The organism is Weissella viridescens (assembly GCF_001437355.1).
GTDB lineage: Bacteria > Bacillota > Bacilli > Lactobacillales > Lactobacillaceae > Weissella > Weissella viridescens.
On sequence record NZ_JQBM01000003.1, the window covers coordinates 2,103 to 17,912 of the forward strand.

17 protein-coding genes and 1 tRNA gene are annotated in these 15,810 nt (G+C 39.5%); 16 read left to right on the plus strand and 2 right to left on the minus strand.

Annotation, left to right across the window (positions count from 1 at the left end; genetic code table 11):
• Nucleotides 1-29 precede the first annotated feature (29 nt).
• The 8 genes from IV50_RS04955 to IV50_RS04990 all read left to right on the plus strand — a co-directional run bounded on the left by IV50_RS04955 (nucleotide 30) and on the right by IV50_RS04990 (nucleotide 9,609).
• Nucleotides 30-117 (plus strand) — tRNA-Ser (locus IV50_RS04955).
• Nucleotides 118-702: 585 nt separating this feature from the next.
• Nucleotides 703-1,554 (plus strand): helix-turn-helix domain-containing protein, encoded by an 852-nt coding sequence (locus IV50_RS04960; RefSeq protein WP_057745959.1) that lies wholly within the window; start codon nucleotides 703-705, stop codon nucleotides 1,552-1,554.
• Nucleotides 1,555-1,658: 104 nt separating this feature from the next.
• Nucleotides 1,659-3,137, plus strand: coding sequence for a cytochrome ubiquinol oxidase subunit I (locus tag IV50_RS04965; RefSeq protein WP_181405902.1), 1,479 nt, complete (start codon nucleotides 1,659-1,661; stop codon nucleotides 3,135-3,137).
• Nucleotides 3,137-4,150 carry a cytochrome d ubiquinol oxidase subunit II gene (gene cydB / locus IV50_RS04970; protein ID WP_057745963.1) on the plus strand — a complete coding sequence of 338 codons (1,014 nt, stop codon included), beginning with the start codon at nucleotides 3,137-3,139 and terminating at the stop codon, nucleotides 4,148-4,150. Before IV50_RS04965 ends, cydB begins: the two co-directional genes overlap by 1 nt.
• 84 nt (nucleotides 4,151-4,234) lie before the next feature.
• On the plus strand, nucleotides 4,235-5,968 hold the full coding sequence (cydD, locus tag IV50_RS04975) for a thiol reductant ABC exporter subunit CydD (RefSeq protein WP_057745966.1): 1,734 nt from the start codon (nucleotides 4,235-4,237) through the stop codon (nucleotides 5,966-5,968).
• Complete coding sequence (gene cydC / locus IV50_RS04980; protein ID WP_057745969.1) at nucleotides 5,961-7,706, plus strand: thiol reductant ABC exporter subunit CydC; 1,746 nt, start codon at nucleotides 5,961-5,963, stop codon at nucleotides 7,704-7,706. The genes cydD and cydC overlap by 8 nt, the downstream gene beginning before the upstream one ends.
• Nucleotides 7,707-7,853: 147 nt before the next feature.
• On the plus strand, nucleotides 7,854-8,459 hold the full coding sequence (locus IV50_RS04985; protein ID WP_057745973.1) for a glycoside hydrolase family 73 protein: 606 nt from the start codon (nucleotides 7,854-7,856) through the stop codon (nucleotides 8,457-8,459).
• Between the two features lie 22 nt (nucleotides 8,460-8,481).
• Nucleotides 8,482-9,609 carry an ATP-grasp domain-containing protein gene (locus tag IV50_RS04990; protein ID WP_057745975.1) on the plus strand — a complete coding sequence of 376 codons (1,128 nt, stop codon included), beginning with the start codon at nucleotides 8,482-8,484 and terminating at the stop codon, nucleotides 9,607-9,609.
• 61 nt (nucleotides 9,610-9,670) lie between these two features.
• Here IV50_RS04990 and IV50_RS07775 read toward each other — a convergent pair whose 3' ends face one another.
• On the minus strand, nucleotides 9,671-9,787 hold the full coding sequence (locus tag IV50_RS07775; protein WP_082626015.1) for a DUF4044 domain-containing protein: 117 nt from the start codon (nucleotides 9,785-9,787) through the stop codon (nucleotides 9,671-9,673).
• 118 nt (nucleotides 9,788-9,905) lie between these two features.
• Here IV50_RS07775 and IV50_RS04995 point away from each other — a divergent pair, with 118 nt between their 5' ends.
• From IV50_RS04995 to IV50_RS05020, 6 genes are read left to right on the plus strand one after another with little or no spacing between them, the layout of a single operon-like run.
• Nucleotides 9,906-10,268, plus strand: coding sequence for a DUF3397 family protein (locus tag IV50_RS04995; RefSeq protein ID WP_057745978.1), 363 nt, complete (start codon nucleotides 9,906-9,908; stop codon nucleotides 10,266-10,268).
• A gap of 14 nt (nucleotides 10,269-10,282) precedes the next feature.
• On the plus strand, nucleotides 10,283-10,492 hold the full coding sequence (locus IV50_RS05000; RefSeq protein WP_057745981.1) for a cold-shock protein: 210 nt from the start codon (nucleotides 10,283-10,285) through the stop codon (nucleotides 10,490-10,492).
• Nucleotides 10,493-10,495: 3 nt separating this feature from the next.
• Nucleotides 10,496-11,047, plus strand: coding sequence for an NUDIX hydrolase (locus IV50_RS05005; protein ID WP_057745984.1), 552 nt, complete (start codon nucleotides 10,496-10,498; stop codon nucleotides 11,045-11,047).
• A gap of 7 nt (nucleotides 11,048-11,054) precedes the next feature.
• Nucleotides 11,055-11,336, plus strand: a complete 282-nt coding sequence (locus tag IV50_RS05010) for a hypothetical protein (protein WP_057745987.1) — start codon at nucleotides 11,055-11,057, stop codon at nucleotides 11,334-11,336.
• A gap of 14 nt (nucleotides 11,337-11,350) precedes the next feature.
• Nucleotides 11,351-12,043, plus strand: a complete 693-nt coding sequence (locus IV50_RS05015) for a 5'-methylthioadenosine/adenosylhomocysteine nucleosidase (RefSeq protein ID WP_057745990.1) — start codon at nucleotides 11,351-11,353, stop codon at nucleotides 12,041-12,043.
• Between the two features lie 30 nt (nucleotides 12,044-12,073).
• Nucleotides 12,074-12,418, plus strand: coding sequence for a cysteine desulfurase (locus IV50_RS05020; protein WP_057745993.1), 345 nt, complete (start codon nucleotides 12,074-12,076; stop codon nucleotides 12,416-12,418).
• Nucleotides 12,419-12,470: 52 nt separating this feature from the next.
• On the opposite strand, the gene nrdI is transcribed toward IV50_RS05020, so the two are convergent.
• Nucleotides 12,471-12,917: a class Ib ribonucleoside-diphosphate reductase assembly flavoprotein NrdI gene (nrdI, locus tag IV50_RS05025; protein WP_057745995.1), complete on the minus strand. Its 447-nt coding sequence runs from the start codon at nucleotides 12,915-12,917 to the stop codon at nucleotides 12,471-12,473.
• A 325-nt stretch (nucleotides 12,918-13,242) separates the two neighbouring features.
• Here nrdI and nrdH point away from each other — a divergent pair, with 325 nt between their 5' ends.
• Both nrdH and nrdE read left to right on the plus strand, forming a co-directional pair.
• Nucleotides 13,243-13,482 carry a glutaredoxin-like protein NrdH gene (gene nrdH, locus IV50_RS05030; protein WP_057745998.1) on the plus strand — a complete coding sequence of 80 codons (240 nt, stop codon included), beginning with the start codon at nucleotides 13,243-13,245 and terminating at the stop codon, nucleotides 13,480-13,482.
• 99 nt (nucleotides 13,483-13,581) lie between these two features.
• Entirely contained in the window at nucleotides 13,582-15,753 is a 2,172-nt protein-coding gene (nrdE, locus tag IV50_RS05035; protein ID WP_057746001.1) for a class 1b ribonucleoside-diphosphate reductase subunit alpha, read from the plus strand.
• Nucleotides 15,754-15,810: the final 57 nt, after the last annotated feature.

Below are 15,810 nucleotides of genomic sequence, written 5' to 3' on the forward strand. Positions count from 1 at the left end.
CTTAAAAAAGAATAATTTGTTCTTTTTTTGGGGACATACTCAAGAGGCTGAAGAGGCGCCCCTGCTAAGGGTGTAGGTCGGGAAACTGGCGCGAGGGTTCGAATCCCTCTGTCTCCGTTATTAAATTTATGATCAATTAAGGAAAACCTTTCAGAAATGAAAGGTTTTTTTGTTGTAACAAAATAAGGATGAGTATGAAAGACGCAATGCAATTTTTCATACCAGCTTATCTGATCAAAGCGGACAATGACAGTTAGTATCTATAAATACAATGTAAATCGATGTTGTACACTTCAGCATATAAATAAATCTATTCTATCGCTACAAAAGAAAGATATGTGTCGCTAAAGATTAGGCAACAGGCAAATTATGAATTTTTACATATGAATTTAAACAGAAGTACGTAAAGATATATTCCTAAAAATAGGTAGGTACTAATTAATAGTTAGTCTCCAAACTCAGATTCTAAAATTTTTCCAGAGTTTAAATAAAAAACGTAAAAATCTAAAAAAATTTTAATGACGTAAAGCAATATGTCTAAAATACACACAACTAGCCAAATGTAAGATGACTAGCTGTAAATATCAAGAAAATGAGACAATCAACCTTGTTAATTGTTAACAGGGTTATCTTGTTGTTTTTCCCTTTTTCTCATAAACTAATGGTACTTTAGCAAAACTAAAAGAAAGATGGGGGAATACAATGATTGTAAAAGGTAGTTTACTAAAGCAACGGCGTGAACAATTGGGGATTTCACAAGGACAACTTTCAGAAGGGATTTGTCATCAGTCGATGGTCTCGCGGGTTGAAAAAAGGGGGCATATCACGTCAATGACCGTACTGAAGGCTTTGTGTATGCGACTACACATTGATATTAGTCAAGTTGCTGAACTAACGACAGAAAATCACGTACAGTTGTCATATGTGCGAGAGTTGGTTGAATGCTTTGAGTACAAGCAAGCCAAGAAGATTCTCGAATCTACTTCATTTATGCAGAATATGGAAGACATGGTGATGCCAGAATTCCACTTATTGAAAGCTATTTGTTATTCAGAGTGCGGGGAACCACAAAAAGCACTACATTTTCTACAAATGGCCATGAGTGGAACGCTTCATACACAAACGGGCCTACTGATTGAAATTTTTAACGAAATGGGTGGCGTTTGGATTAAGTTAAATGAGTTGGATAGTGCTAAGGATTGTTTGGAACGTTGCTTGAACTTGATCAATTCGTTACCTGAGGCAAAGGCAGAGACGCTCAAACTTGTGATTGTGAAAGTCTACCGAAGGAAAGCTGAATTAGCGGTTGCACTGAAACGATATACTGAAGCAATTGAATGGGTGGACCAGGCCATGAGTGTATTGCCGAAAGTAAATGCATACCATGAATTAGTACGTTTGCAAAAAATAAAAATTGAAAGTGCTGAAGAACTGGACCAACAATCAGAGAAGAAGGAAGCAATGCTATTGGCGTATGCCGCCAGATTATTCTCACAAGACCAAAAATTGGAAGAAGAAACCCGACATTATCGATCAGAAATGGATTCAAAATAAAAAAAAGCAAGAAAGTTGCTGAATACACTAAAACTTTGTTCTTAAAAGTTGTATAATTAACTAGTTACATTTAGGAATATAGATTTTGGAGTAGGAGGCAAGTTATGGACTTGATTACAGGTTTAACCATGCTAGACTTAAGCCGATTCCAATTCGCAATGACAACGATTTTTCACTTCTTCTTTGTGCCATTGTCAATCGGATTAGGAATTATGGTAGCCATCATGGAAACCATGTACGTCGTCAAAGGTGACGATGTATACAAACGTATGACGAAGTTTTGGGGAAGAATTTTCCTTTTGAGCTTTGCCGTTGGAGTTGTTACTGGAATTATTCAAGAGTTCCAATTCGGAATGAATTGGTCACGTTACTCACGTTATGTTGGTGATATCTTCGGACCAGCTTTGGCCGTCGAAGCTTTGGTCGCTTTCTTCTGTGAGTCAACATTCTTGGGTCTTTGGATGTTTGGTTGGGATCGTTTTAAAAAGGGCGTTCACTTGCTATTCATCTGGTTAGTTGCAATTGGATCTGCTTTCTCAGCATTGTGGATTCTGGCAGCCAACTCATTTATGCAAAATCCAGTTGGATTTAAGATTGATCACAAGTTCGGACGTGCCGTACTTGTGGATTTCCCGGCATTGTTGACTAATCATCAACTTTGGTTGGAATTCCCACACGTATTGTTCGCAACGATGCTCATTGGACCATTCGTCATTATTGGAATTTCTGCATTCTCACTTTTGCGTCGTAAAGACAATATTGATTTCTTTAAGAAGTCAGTTCATATTGCTTCAGCCGTCGCATTAGTAGGAACGTTGGGAATCTTGATTACAGGTGATAGCCACGCCTATAATGTTCAATTTGACCAACCAATGAAGTTTGCCGCAATGGAAGGTATTTCTGAAGACGTGGGTGGTAAGGACAAACAACAACCTTGGTCTGTTGTTGCTTATACCAACCCTAAGACGCATGAGACGGAATGGTCTCTTGATGTCCCATATCTATTGTCAGTCTTAGCCCATCATGACTTAACTGGTTATAATAAGGGTTCAGAAACGATTAATAAAGAATTGCACGAGAAGTATGATAAGAAGTTTGGTAAGGATATGAACTATTATGTTCCATCAAACACATTATTTTATGCTTTCCGTGTCATGGCCGGTGTTGCCGGTGTACTTGGATTACTTGCTGCAGTGGCATGGTGGTTTACACGTGCCAAGTCAACCTTTGATATCACAAAGTACCGTTGGGTATTGTGGATCTTTGGAATTGCAACATTTATTCCATTCTTTGGAACGACAGCAGGTTGGTTAATTACTGAACTTGGTCGTTATCCATGGATTGTGTACGGTGTCTTGACGATTGCAGATGCCGTTTCACCAAATGTTTCATTTGCTTCATTATTCATTTCAAACATTATCTACTTCTTGACGTTTACGGCATTAGGTGGTGTGATGATTTATCTATCACGTCGTGTCATGATTCAAGGTCCGGATTATGTTGATGAAGAAGTTGATGATGAACAAGCACCTGCTGACCCATTCTCTGCAGACTCATTTGATGAAAAGGGAGGTAACGACTAATGCCTTCAATCTTACAAATTTTGTGGTTCGTATTAGTTGCCGTTCTATTTTCAGGTTTCTTCTTCCTTGAAGGATTTGATTTTGGTATCGGTATGTCACTTAAAACAGTGGCCAAAAATGAAGCAGAACAAGATGCCTTAATTAATTCTATCGGACCACATTGGGACGGTAATGAAGTTTGGTTGATTACTGCTGGTGGAGCTATGTTTGCGGCGATTCCTTACTGGTACGCCTCATTGTTCTCAGGCTTCTACCTTGTATTATTCGTGATTTTACTCGGTTTGATTTATCGTGGTGTTTCATTCGAGTTCCGTGAGCAAATGCTTACAAATAAGTACCGTAACTTATGGACGACGATTGCAGCAGTTTCATCATTCATCGTGCCATTTATGTTTGGACTTATGTTCACTGACGTTGTTCGTGGAATGCCAATGAACGCAACTGGTGACATGTCAGCAACATTCTTTGATTATGTCAATATTTTCTCAATTGTTGGTGGTGTTGCACTTGCATTGCTTTCATATATGCATGGATTAAACTACATGCGTTTGAAGCTTGTAGATGGTCCACTTGTTGAACGTGCGAAAAAGCAATTAAAGTTCCTTTACCCAACATTGTTGTTAGGTGAAGTTGCCTTTGCGATTACGCTTTACTTCAACACTGACTTCTTTACGAAGAAGCCAATCATCACACTTATCTTGTTGGTCGTTATTGTTGGACTTACATTGCTTGCTTGGTACACAAATGGTACAAATCACCAATTCATTACATTCTTTGCTTTGGGATTTGCAATCATCACGGTTGTTGTACTATTACTTACAGGACTATATCCTCGCGTAATGGTTGCAACAAATCCAGCTCACTCAATTTTGTTGAAGAATGCAACTTCAACACCATATACATTGAAGTGGATGACTGGAATTGCCTTCACTGCGGTGCCAATTGTTTTGGCCTACCAAGGATGGAGCTTCTGGGTATTCCGTAAGCGAATCCAAGTTGCTGGTGAAAAGTAGTATAATATAACATAGTTATGCTTAAAAAAGGGATCGGCATATTTGCCGGTCCCTTTTATACATAAAAATTAGGAGATATGCACCATGTTAGATAGAAGAATCTTTAAATTTAAAGGAGCGCGTCGCGCGTTGAGTTGGCTGGCGTTGCTAACGCTAATTCAAGCCGTTGCAATTATTTTTCAGGGACGGTTCTTAAGTGTCAGTTTATCTGATTTATGGGGAAAAAAGACCTTAAACCAGGTTGCTTTGGTTTTAGGCATTTTTATTACAGCTTTTGTTGTGCGACAGTGCTTAACGGTAGCTAAAAATTATGTCTTGGTTCCGTTTGCAGATCGAACGACGGACCAACTGCAAAAGTCATTAATCGAAAAATATACAAAACTAGGACCAACCGTCATTTCAAATAATGGAACGGGTAAGTCTGTTAATTTGGCAATTGAAGGAATTGGTCAAGTAAATAATTATTTAACACTGGTACTCATTAAATTCGTTGATATGAGTATTGTGCCATGGTTGATTCTAGTTTATATGGCCTCAATTAAATGGGAGCAGGCACTTTTCTTATTTATTATTTATCCAATCATTGTGCTCTTTATGATTATCCTGGGATACACAGCGCAAGCTAAAGCAGATCGAGAATATGATCGATTCAATCGTTTATCAAATCATTTTGTTGATACACTGCGTGGTTTGACGACACTAAAGCAATTAGGGTTATCAAAAAGATATGCGAATAATGTGTACGAAGTCTCAGAAGATTATCGTAAAGCAACTTTGAGTACGCTAAGTATCGGGATTTTGTCTACGTTTGCCTTAGATTTTTTAACGACACTTTCAATTGCCGTCGTGGCGCTATTTTTAGGGCTTGATTTAATGAACGGGAACTTGATATTAGTTTCTGCGCTAACAATTTTGATTTTAGCGCCAGAGTATTTCTTACCAATTCGAAACTTTGCGAATGATTACCATGCAACTTTGGACGGTAAAAATGCGTTAGCAGATATTTTCGATATCCTTGACCAACCTGAGACAAAAAATCAGGATGCTTACCAACCTAAGCAAGCTGCATGGCAAGCAGATAGTACTTTAGCGTTGCAGAATGTTAATTACACATATCCAAAAACAAGTCAATTAGCCCTACAAAATATTTCAATGGAGATTAAAGGATTTGAAAAGGTTGGTTTGGTTGGAACTTCCGGTTCAGGAAAGTCAACGCTCTTGAACTTACTTGGTGGTTTTATTGATGGAGAAGGTGAAGTTAAAATTGAGGGTGAAAAAGTACCGCATTTGTCACAAAAAGCCTGGCAACAAAACTTACAATTTATGCCACAAGATCCATACATTTTTCATGATACGGTACGCGCCAATCTTGCATTTTACGCACCTGAAGTGACAGATGTCCAAATCGAAAAGGTGATAGATCAAGTGGGACTTCAAGACTGGTTCAATAATTTGACCGATGGTTTGGATACAATTATTGGTGATGGTGCTATGCAAACATCTGGGGGGCAAGCACAACGAATTGCCTTAGCCCGAATTATGTTGAATGAATCACGGCGGGTGATCTTATTAGATGAACCAACTGCACATCTTGATATCGAAACTGAGATGCAACTTAAGCAGACGATGCTACCAATCTTTGAAAATCATCTTGTAATTTTTGCAACGCATCGGTTGCATTGGTTAGCCCAGATGGATTGGATTATTGTGATGAAAGACGGACAAATTGTTGAACAAGGAACTCTTGCCGAGTTGAACGCAAATAATGGATATTTTGTTGAACTTCAAAAAGCAATGCAGGGGGCAGAACATGAGTAATTTATGGCAGATCATAAAGCATGACCGTTGGGTCTTTCCATACCTCAAACGTTATAAAGGGTTGTTAACCTTAATTATTTTTCTCGGGTTCATGACTTTCTTTTGTGGAGGAGCGTTGATGTTTACATCAGGCTACCTCATATCACGATCAGCACAAATGCCTGAGAATATTTTGATGGTTTATGCACCGATTGTTTTGACACGTGCGTTTGGAATTGGACGCCCTTCATTTCGTTACGCTGAACGGTTAACGTCGCATAATTGGGTATTACGTATTGTTTCATCATTTCGAAAAAAGCTCTATGAAATTGTTGAATCAGGAACGAAGAGTATTTATGCCCACGTACAAACTGGGGAAGTCTTCAACTTGATGGCAAATGACCTATTTAAGATTGAAAATATGTATTTGCGTGTTATTTTCCCTAGTATCGTCGGATGGTTACTCTATGTATTGGGGACGTTGGCGCTCGGTATTTTTAGCCCAATTACTGCGCTCATTATTCTACTGGTCCTTGGAATTGACGCGCTTGTTTTGCCATTGATTACCCTCTCAATTATGGGACGTCGTGATGCACAGCAAAAGCAAGTTGAAGGTCGTATTTATACGAATTTAACTGATGCAGTCCTTGGGTTGCAGGATTGGATTTTGGCAGGTCGAACGACAGAGTTAGTTAACCGACAAGAAGCAGATTTCAATGAAATGGGTCAGTTACAAACAAAGGATGACCACTTTGATTGGTGGCGTAATTGGGTTGGCGAAGTCGTCATTGGATTGGCGGCCTTAATTTTAATTGTCTTTGCTACTGTCACATTTGGGCACACACATATGGGTGTGAATTGGATTGCGGCTTTTGGATTGGTACTCTTTCCAATCACGGATGCCTTAACAAGTATTAGTGATGGATTTGGTGAATTACCACGTTATGCTGATTCCATTAAGCGTTTGAATGACATGGATGAAAAAAGCCAGGCTGAAGCAAATGCTCAGATTACACAAGTCAATATTCCTGAAAAATTGAACATTGATTTGCAAGATGTTACCTTTTCCTATGATGGTAAAAAGCCTGTTTTAAAGAATCTTAATTTGGATATCCCCCGCGGACAACATCTAGAAATTCTAGGACAGTCGGGTGCTGGAAAATCAACTTTGTTAAAGTTGATTTTGGGTGATGAAACGCCACAGTCTGGTTCGGTCACAATTGGGGGAACACCGGTTGCTGCTCTGCAAGATCATCGGGCTGAATTGATTTCGGTATTGGATCAGCAGCCATATTTGTTTGATACAACTGTGTCAAACAATTTGAAATTGGGAAACCTACATGCAACAGATGCGCAATTGTGGCAAGTACTTGAACAGGTTAACTTAAAGGACTTAGTTGAACAGTTACCAGAAAAATTGGATACACCAATGACTGAAGCTGGTAAGCGTTTTTCTGGTGGTGAAAAGCAGCGCTTTGCGTTAGCTCGAATCTTACTTCAGGATACGCCGATTGTTATCTTGGATGAGCCAACGGTAGGGCTCGATCCGATTACTGAGCTAGCAGTACTTCAGACTATTTTTAAGACGTTGCAAGATAAAACATTGATCTGGGTAACACATCATTTGACAGGGGTGGAGCTTGTTGATCAAGTAATCTTTATTGAAGACGCCAAAGTTACGTTGTCTGGAACACCAGAACATTTAATGAAAACGTCGAAGCGTTTTGCCAATCTATTAGCAATGGATCATGGAAAATAAAAAGAAGAGTTAATCGCTTCGGATTAACTCTTTTTTTCTGTTTACACTTGTAACACTTTGATATTGTAATCAGGCCCGTTTCTGGTATGATTAAACTTATTCAAACAATGTCAAAAACATTTTTGCTTTTGAAGAGAGGCAGTATTTATGGCCAAAAAAAAGGAAAATAACGTCAAAGTGATCACGGCGTTATGTATTATCCTAACGATTGCCAGTTTAGTAACCATTAAATTAGTGCAACTTAATACGAATATAAATCAGCCAAGTACACACAAGCCAGCCAAAAGTCAGCATGAGGTGTTCATTGAAGAGGTCGCGCCAACGGCTGTGCAAATTCAAAAGCAAGATCATGTTCCAGCATCGATTAGTATTGCACAAGCTGCACTAGAGTCGAATTGGGGGACATCTAAGCTAGCAGCGGATTATAATAATTTGTATGGTGTAAAAGGTTCTGCCGAGACGAAAAACATCGAATTGCCGACTAAGGAATTTGTACATGGTGAATGGAAGACAGTTCAAGCATCATTTCGTTGGTACGATAGTTGGAACCAATCGATGTGGGCGCATGCGACCCTGCTTGTTAATGGAACAACAGATAATAGTAACCGGTACACGTCTGTTCTGCAAAGTAACGACTATCATGGTGCTGCCAAAGCGTTGGTGGCCGGAGGTTATGCGACTGACCCACAATATGCCGAGAAATTAATTGAGATTATTGAAACATACCATTTAGATAAATATGATAAGCAGTAGAAACTAAGGGGATATAGGAAAGATGAGTGGAGAAGTATTACCAGGGTCAACAATTGGGATTTTAGGTGATGATGTGATGAGTGCCTATTTAGCACAAACCGCACGCCGACAGGGCTTTAAGATTGCGGGATACAGTGACTATCCTGATGCACCTATTTTAAAAGAAGCTGATTATCGCTTAGTTGGGCGTGAGGAACTGGTTAATTTTATTGCTTTATCAGATATTGTGACATATGCATCATCTTGGGTTCCCAGTGATGTGACGGCACAGTTGGAACAGACTGGGATTGAATTACCACAAGGCTTTGATTTAATTGGTTTTACCGATGACCATGCCCTTAGTAAGGCCTTCGCCGAAGAACAATCCTTTAACGTATTACCTTATGAAATTGGGACGTCACTAGATGATGTGGCCGTGGCGGCTAGAAATCTGGGGTATCCTGTGATTGTAAAACCAATTTATCGACATTCACAAGGTAACCAAGCCGTTGTATTGAAGGGTGCATATGATTTAGGTAAAGTGGCGCCATTGATTGATGGGTCACCAGTGATTATTGAAAGCTGGTTAGCTGAAGTTCAAGAATACTCGATGACATTAGTGCGTGATCAAAGTGGTGTTACAGCCGCGTATCCTTTGCGGCAGACCCATCGGATGGACAATGGACTTACTGCAGCGTGGACGGTAGGACAAACTGCTAATGGTGTGCGTCAAGAAATGCTCGATATTGCTAATAAAATTGGTAATGTATTAGGGTATGTTGGTGCTTATGCCGTTCATTTCTTTTATGCAGATAACGGGACACTCTATTTACGAGATGTAACTGCGGGTATTGAACGCGATGATGCTATGTACACCGACAATGTGACGTGTTCGGTTGAAGAACAGCATTTACGGGTAATCACTGGACAAAAATTGATGCCGATCGTTGCCATGCAAGAGGCAGTTTATATGCCATTGACGCCAGAAAATCAGGAAAAACTGGCCTTGCATTGGGAAATTCAGGACAATTGGCGTATTAATGTCTATCCGCCGACTCGCTACAGCAGCCAAAGTGGACACGTCGTTGTTTCTGGTGCTGATTCGGCTAAAATTTTGAATCAGATGCAAGTTGCCAATGTTTGGGATTTTTCCAAAATTACTACTGATTAAAAAAACTAGTTAGTCTCACAGTGACCGAATGTCTTCAGTCAACTGAGAACTAACTAGTTTTTTAATGGAAAATAGCCGTAACGGCAAGGAATGAACCACCAATCAAAATGATGAGCATGAAGATAACAAAGGCTTGCAAAATCTTTTGCATGGTTGATTTAGGTTTCTTTTTTGACATTGAGTGCACCTCTTTTTTTATTTCTAATAGTGTATTATAACAAAAAACAGAGAGAGTTCGCACAGACTCTGGTAAATAAAGTATAATGAATAGTATTAAGTTTAGAAAAGGAATGCTTATGGCAACAAGTATATACTGGCCTTACACGGTTTTAATGGTGATTTTGCTATGGCTGACAGTCATTGTTATTAAACGTATGATGACCACATGGCCACGGGGCTTAAGAGTCATTGATTTAATGGTGCTACCACTATGGTGGAGTATTGAGTCAATCACTTTCCAGGTGACCCACTTTTCATTGTTGGGGCCCCTAGTATGCATGTTTTTGATTTGGGGTGTCGCACTAACTATCTATCAGGTGTTTGGGGCAAAATCATTTAACCTAAAAAAATTTGTCACTCTCTGGTGGCGTTTAATTGGAATCGTAACCGTATTAATTTTTGTGATTATCATAACGGTTAATGCAGTACATTGGATATAGAATTGAGGATGAACATGGAAAAGTTAACAGGAACAGTCAAGACGTGGGAAGATGGTAAAGGATTTGGGTTTATCGAATCAGATGATATGGATGATGTATTTGTCCACTTCTCAGGAATCATTAATACACGTGAACGGACGCTTGTGCCTGGGCAGACGGTTAAGTTTGTTGTTGCTCCAGGAGTGCGTGGACCACAAGCTGCATTAGTGGAAATCGAGGATTAAATAATGGATGAATTTTATCGAGAAGACCTGGTCGCTGAAGAAGAAAAGTATGATGGTCATATTATCCGTGTAACGGAGCAACTTGTTAAATTACCTGATGGTCGAGAAGCGCACCGTGATGTGGTTTATCATAGTGGGGCAGTTGCCATTCTAGCGTTGACTGATGATAATAAAATGATTTTGGAACGCCAGTGGCGAGCACCAGTCCAAGCCCTAACCCTTGAGATTCCAGCCGGTAAAGTTGATAATCGCGATGGGGATGTCTTTGATACAGCCAAGCGCGAATTAAATGAAGAAACACGGATGCAAGCTGATCACTGGGAGAAGATTGCTGGATTCTATACATCAATTGGATTTTCTGACGAGTATATGGATTTGTATCTTGCAACTGGACTGACACCAGTGACCGACGAACTGCCACAAGATGATGATGAATCAATTGATTTGCTATTCATGACTTTTGATGAGGTGACGGAACTCTTCAGAACGGGTCAATTAAATGATGCGAAAACATTGATGGCTTATTTCTATTGGCAAACAATGCAGGAGAAGTAATAATTGTATGTGGGAAAAAATAAAGGAATATTTTCGGAATAAGCGGGCACAACATCGTGAGAAAAAAGCACGGTTGGCCGCTGTTAAGCCGGATTTAGAAAAGTTAGACCCACCTTTAACGCGGAAAGAATATCGTTTAACTGGACGGGGAAAGTATGAGTTAGATCCAGAAACGCGTAAATTGACTGCTTTTGGACTAACAACGCGATTAAAACATAAACTGGATACAGCAATGGTGGTGTTATGTGTGTTAATTGTCGTGACTTATATCATTTTAATTTTCTTTTAAAGGAGTACTAAAATATGCGATACGGAATTGTAAATGCCATGGCAGAAGAGAAGGTTGCCCTACTTGAAGCGATGCAAGCCCCTCAAGAAACGACCTATGGTGGTAAAACCTTCTATGAAGGTGTCATCGGGCATCACGATGTTGTTGTGGTTGAAGCCGGGATTGGTAAGGTTGCTGCAGCGATTACAACGACTTTATTGATTAATGCGTTTGATATTGATTATGTGATCAATTCGGGTTCAGCTGGTGCTTTGGGCCATGATTTGCGGATTGGGGATGTTGTTGTGGCTGACTCCTTGGCTTATGCCGATGCTGATGCACGTGCCTTTGGATATGAATATGGACAAGTGCCGCAACAGCCAGCACGCTTTCTAGCCGACCAATCATTGGCACAAGCGCTCGCTGATGATTTTGCGGCGCAAACCGATAAAGAATTGCGTCAGGGACTAATCGTCACTAGTGATTCATTTATTGGCACAGATGAACAAAAGCAAGTCATTTTAACTGCTTTCCCAGAGGCTTTGTCAGCTGAAATGGAAGGGGCGGCGATTGCGCAAGTAGCAACATTCTACAACAAGCCATTTGCAGTTGTCCGTGCCATTTCAGATAATGCAAACGGTGAAGCTGGTCCAACATTCGATGAGTTTATTGTTCAAGCTGGACAACAATCAGCTCAAGTGTTGATTGACTTTTTAAACCAAGCCTAAGTGATCTAAAATTGAGGGAGGAATGGAAACATGGCCTTTGAAGAGCAAGTGACAGTACCTGGGGATGCAAACACGTATGCGATTAGCCCTAATATCAAAAAATATGCACTCACAGACACAGGCTTCATTAATAAGCCCAATGGGACCTATGTCATGGAACGGTCGTTAGAACCCATGAAACCGGTCAATGCGGCCATCACGTTGAAGATTGTGGTCAATGCGACGTTATCTGGACTAAAAATCAAGACGCTTAATCCAGCAGGTACTATTACGATTAATCTATTCGACATTCATGATAATGCCGAAATGGTGAAACTTTATCACTATTACATCGATGATTTGATTCATCGTGAAGTGCTAGTTAAGATCGACTAACAAAAAAAGACTGCCATTTAGGCAGTCTTTTTTTGAGTGAATAACGATTAATTTAATCGATTTCTGATAGTCGCTGGCAGAGTGCGTCATAAATTCGCGCGACATCAGTTGTTGTTCCCCGAAGTTCAAAGTCACCGACTAAAGGGGCATCGAACATCTGGGCATAGCGCTTTGCAGTTAACACATATTGAGCGTTAAAATTCTTGTTACCTGATCCGACGACACCAATCAAATGACGGGCGTTGTTACCATAGTCAATGTAATCAGCCAAAGCATTGGTCAAAATCTCTTTGACACCATTATCAATACCGTTACCACCGTCTAAATAAGTGGGGACAAAGGCAAAATAGGGGGAAGTTTCATGATTGTCTGGTGACAAATCATTGATTTCAACAGAGACAAAGGTCGGTCCCCCTTGTGTATCTGCGTACGTGGTGAGTTTTTGAATAAAGGCACGGGTGTTTCCAGATTGCGAAATATAGATTAAACGAATGGACATCTTTTTTTCCTTCCAACTTGTAACTTTATATCTTACGTTAAGCTAAATAAATTCATGTTTCAAGTAAAAATTAACTTTCTTTTTGGAAGTGCCTTTGGATAGGGCTTTTGCTCAAATTGCAAAAATGACAGCCTAACAGAGTGTTATTTTTAATCAATTTGTAACAATTCAACAAAGCGCCCGCATAGCCACGCTAATGCTATGTCAAGCCCTTTTTTTAAAATATTTATGCCTTGCAAATTGTTAGCTTTTTAAAGTATACTCAAAACAGTTATTCAATTCAAAGATGCGAAATTACGAAAATAAATCTTACTAGGAGTCAGATATGAAGAAGATTACGGTTTATACAAAAAACAATTGTGTGCAATGCATGATGACTAAAAAATTATTGGGCCAATACGGTGTCACATTTGACGAAATTAATGTTGAAGAAGATGAAGCTGCACTTGTTTCATTGAAGGAAGCTGGTTACCAATCAGTTCCAGTAACATTTGCTGATAATGCAGAACCCATTGTGGGCTTCCGTCCAGACTTGTTGTCTGAATTAACTAAAGCAACAATTTAAAAATACGGGCTGATACTTACTTGCCGGTGCAATGAGATTCCGCTTTGCAGTTTGTATCAAAGTTACTTAACCACGGGAATATAAAAAGAGGGTATATATATGTCGCTATTAGACTTAGATCAAAATAAAGTGACCTATTTTGATTTGAACAATGAATTAAATATCCCTAAGGATAATACAATCCAGTTGGGGAAGGATCATGAAGCATTGGAAGCATTTTTGGCTGAAAATGTTGAGCCTAACACAATGCAATTCTATTCTTTACGTGCTCGATTTGACTATTTGCTGAATGATAACTTCATTGATCCAAAATTAGTTGATCAATATGATTTTTCTTTTATTGAAAAGTTATATGATTATCTTGAGGCACAGCATTTTCAATTTAAGTCATTTATGGCGGCATATAAGTTTTATGCGCAATATGCGTTAAAGACTAACGATGGTGCCTACTATATTGAGCGATACATTGATCGTGTTGCAATGAATGCCTTGTTTTATGGGAATGGTGATGAAACACTAGCATTGAATTTAGCTGACGAAATGATTCATCAACGTTATCAACCTGCAACGCCGTCATTTTTGAATGCTGGTCGTGCTCGCCGTGGTGAGTTGGTATCATGTTTTATTTTGCAAGCAACTGATGACATGAATGCCATTGGTCGTACGATTAATTCGGCATTGCAACTATCAAAAATTGGTGGTGGTGTTGGAATTAATTTGTCAAACTTGCGTGAAGCTGGTGCACCTATTAAAGGGATTGAAAACGCTGCTTCAGGTGTTGTACCAGTGATGAAGCTTTTGGAAGACTCATTTTCATATTCAAATCAAATGGGTCAACGTAATGGTGCAGGTGTGGTTTACCTTTCAATTTTCCACCCTGATATTATGGCATTCCTTGCGACTAAGAAAGAAAATGCGGACGAGAAGGTGCGTATTAAGACCCTGTCAATGGGGCTAACGGTTCCAGATAAGTTCTATGAACTAACAAAGAATAATGCGGACATGTATTTGTTCTCACCTTACGATGTTGAACGTGAATACGGCACACCATTTAACTATGTTGATATTACAGCTGAATATGACAACATGGTAGCAAATCCGAATATCAAGAAGACCAAGATTAACGCACGAAACCTTGAAAATGAACTTTCGAAGATGCAACAAGAGTCTGGTTATCCTTATGTGATTAATATCGATACAGTTAACAAGGCAAACCCAATTGCGGGAAAGGTCATCTCATCCAACTTGTGTTCTGAAATCTTACAAGTGCAAAAGCCATCTGTAATCAACAATGAACAACAATATGAGACGTTGGGAACAGATGTTTCATGTAATTTGGGATCAACTAATATTGTGAATTTGATGGAATCAACGGACTTAGAGAAGTCTGTTGATACAATGGTCCGGGCGTTGACATTTGTTTCAGATGCGTCTGATTTAGATATGGTGCCTTCAGTGCAAAATGGAAATCGCGAATTACATGCGATCGGATTAGGTGCGATGGGCTTGCATGCAATGTTTGCAAAGAATCATATGTATTATGGTGATGATGAAGCGCTTGACTTCACAAATATGTACTTTATGATGTTAAACTTCTACACGTTAAAGGCATCCAATAAGATTGCTCGTGAGCGTCAAACAACATTCTATGATTTTGATAAGTCAACCTATGCTGATGGCAGCTATTTTGATAAGTACATCGATGAAGTTTGGGCACCAAAGACCCAAAAGGTACAAGAGATTTTTGCCAAGCATCATTTACCAACGGCTGCTGATTGGCAACAACTAAAGCAAGACGTGATGACAGATGGACTTTATAATGCCTACCGTATGGCCGTAGCGCCAACAGGTTCAATTTCATATGTCAATGATGCAACGGCATCTTTGCACCCTATTATTAATAAGATTGAAGAACGTCAAGAAAAGAAGATTGGTAAGATTTATTATCCAGCACCATATCTTGATGCTGACACAATTCCTTATTATGAATCTGCTTACAACATCGATATGCGCAAGGTCATTGATGTGTATGCCGAGGCACAACAACACGTTGACCAAGGAATGGCGATGACCCTATTTATGCGATCAACAATCCCAGAAGGCTTGTATGAATGGAAAAATGGGCGTACAGATAAGATGACAACCCGTGATTTAAACATTCTACGTAACTATGCTTATCGTAAGGACATCAAATCAATCTACTATATCCGTACCTATACGGACGATATGGAAGAATTTGGTGTCAATGAATGTGAGAGTTGCTCGATTTAACGAAAGTAAAACAGAGAAGGGCCAGCGATTGTTTAAACTTTGCGGCCCTTTTTATTG

Bases quoted from the DNA above. Each gene is read 5' to 3' on its own strand.
- nrdI (WP_057745995.1), bottom strand. From the start codon at position 12,917: ATGTCCATTCGTTTAATCTATATTTCGCAATCTGGAAACACCCGTGCC.
- nrdH (WP_057745998.1), top strand. From the start codon at position 13,243: ATGAAGAAGATTACGGTTTATACAAAAAACAATTGTGTGCAATGCATG.
- IV50_RS04995 (WP_057745978.1), top strand. From the start codon at position 9,906: ATGGCAACAAGTATATACTGGCCTTACACGGTTTTAATGGTGATTTTG.
- IV50_RS04960 (WP_057745959.1), top strand. From the start codon at position 703: ATGATTGTAAAAGGTAGTTTACTAAAGCAACGGCGTGAACAATTGGGG.
- cydB (WP_057745963.1), top strand. From the start codon at position 3,137: ATGCCTTCAATCTTACAAATTTTGTGGTTCGTATTAGTTGCCGTTCTA.
- IV50_RS05005 (WP_057745984.1), top strand. From the start codon at position 10,496: ATGGATGAATTTTATCGAGAAGACCTGGTCGCTGAAGAAGAAAAGTAT.
- IV50_RS05000 (WP_057745981.1), top strand. From the start codon at position 10,283: ATGGAAAAGTTAACAGGAACAGTCAAGACGTGGGAAGATGGTAAAGGA.
- IV50_RS05015 (WP_057745990.1), top strand. From the start codon at position 11,351: ATGCGATACGGAATTGTAAATGCCATGGCAGAAGAGAAGGTTGCCCTA.
- IV50_RS04985 (WP_057745973.1), top strand. From the start codon at position 7,854: ATGGCCAAAAAAAAGGAAAATAACGTCAAAGTGATCACGGCGTTATGT.
- IV50_RS07775 (WP_082626015.1), bottom strand. From the start codon at position 9,787: ATGTCAAAAAAGAAACCTAAATCAACCATGCAAAAGATTTTGCAAGCC.
- IV50_RS04965 (WP_181405902.1), top strand. From the start codon at position 1,659: ATGGACTTGATTACAGGTTTAACCATGCTAGACTTAAGCCGATTCCAA.
- IV50_RS05020 (WP_057745993.1), top strand. From the start codon at position 12,074: ATGGCCTTTGAAGAGCAAGTGACAGTACCTGGGGATGCAAACACGTAT.
- cydC (WP_057745969.1), top strand. From the start codon at position 5,961: ATGAGTAATTTATGGCAGATCATAAAGCATGACCGTTGGGTCTTTCCA.
- IV50_RS04990 (WP_057745975.1), top strand. From the start codon at position 8,482: ATGAGTGGAGAAGTATTACCAGGGTCAACAATTGGGATTTTAGGTGAT.
- cydD (WP_057745966.1), top strand. From the start codon at position 4,235: ATGTTAGATAGAAGAATCTTTAAATTTAAAGGAGCGCGTCGCGCGTTG.
- nrdE (WP_057746001.1), top strand. From the start codon at position 13,582: ATGTCGCTATTAGACTTAGATCAAAATAAAGTGACCTATTTTGATTTG.
- IV50_RS05010 (WP_057745987.1), top strand. From the start codon at position 11,055: ATGTGGGAAAAAATAAAGGAATATTTTCGGAATAAGCGGGCACAACAT.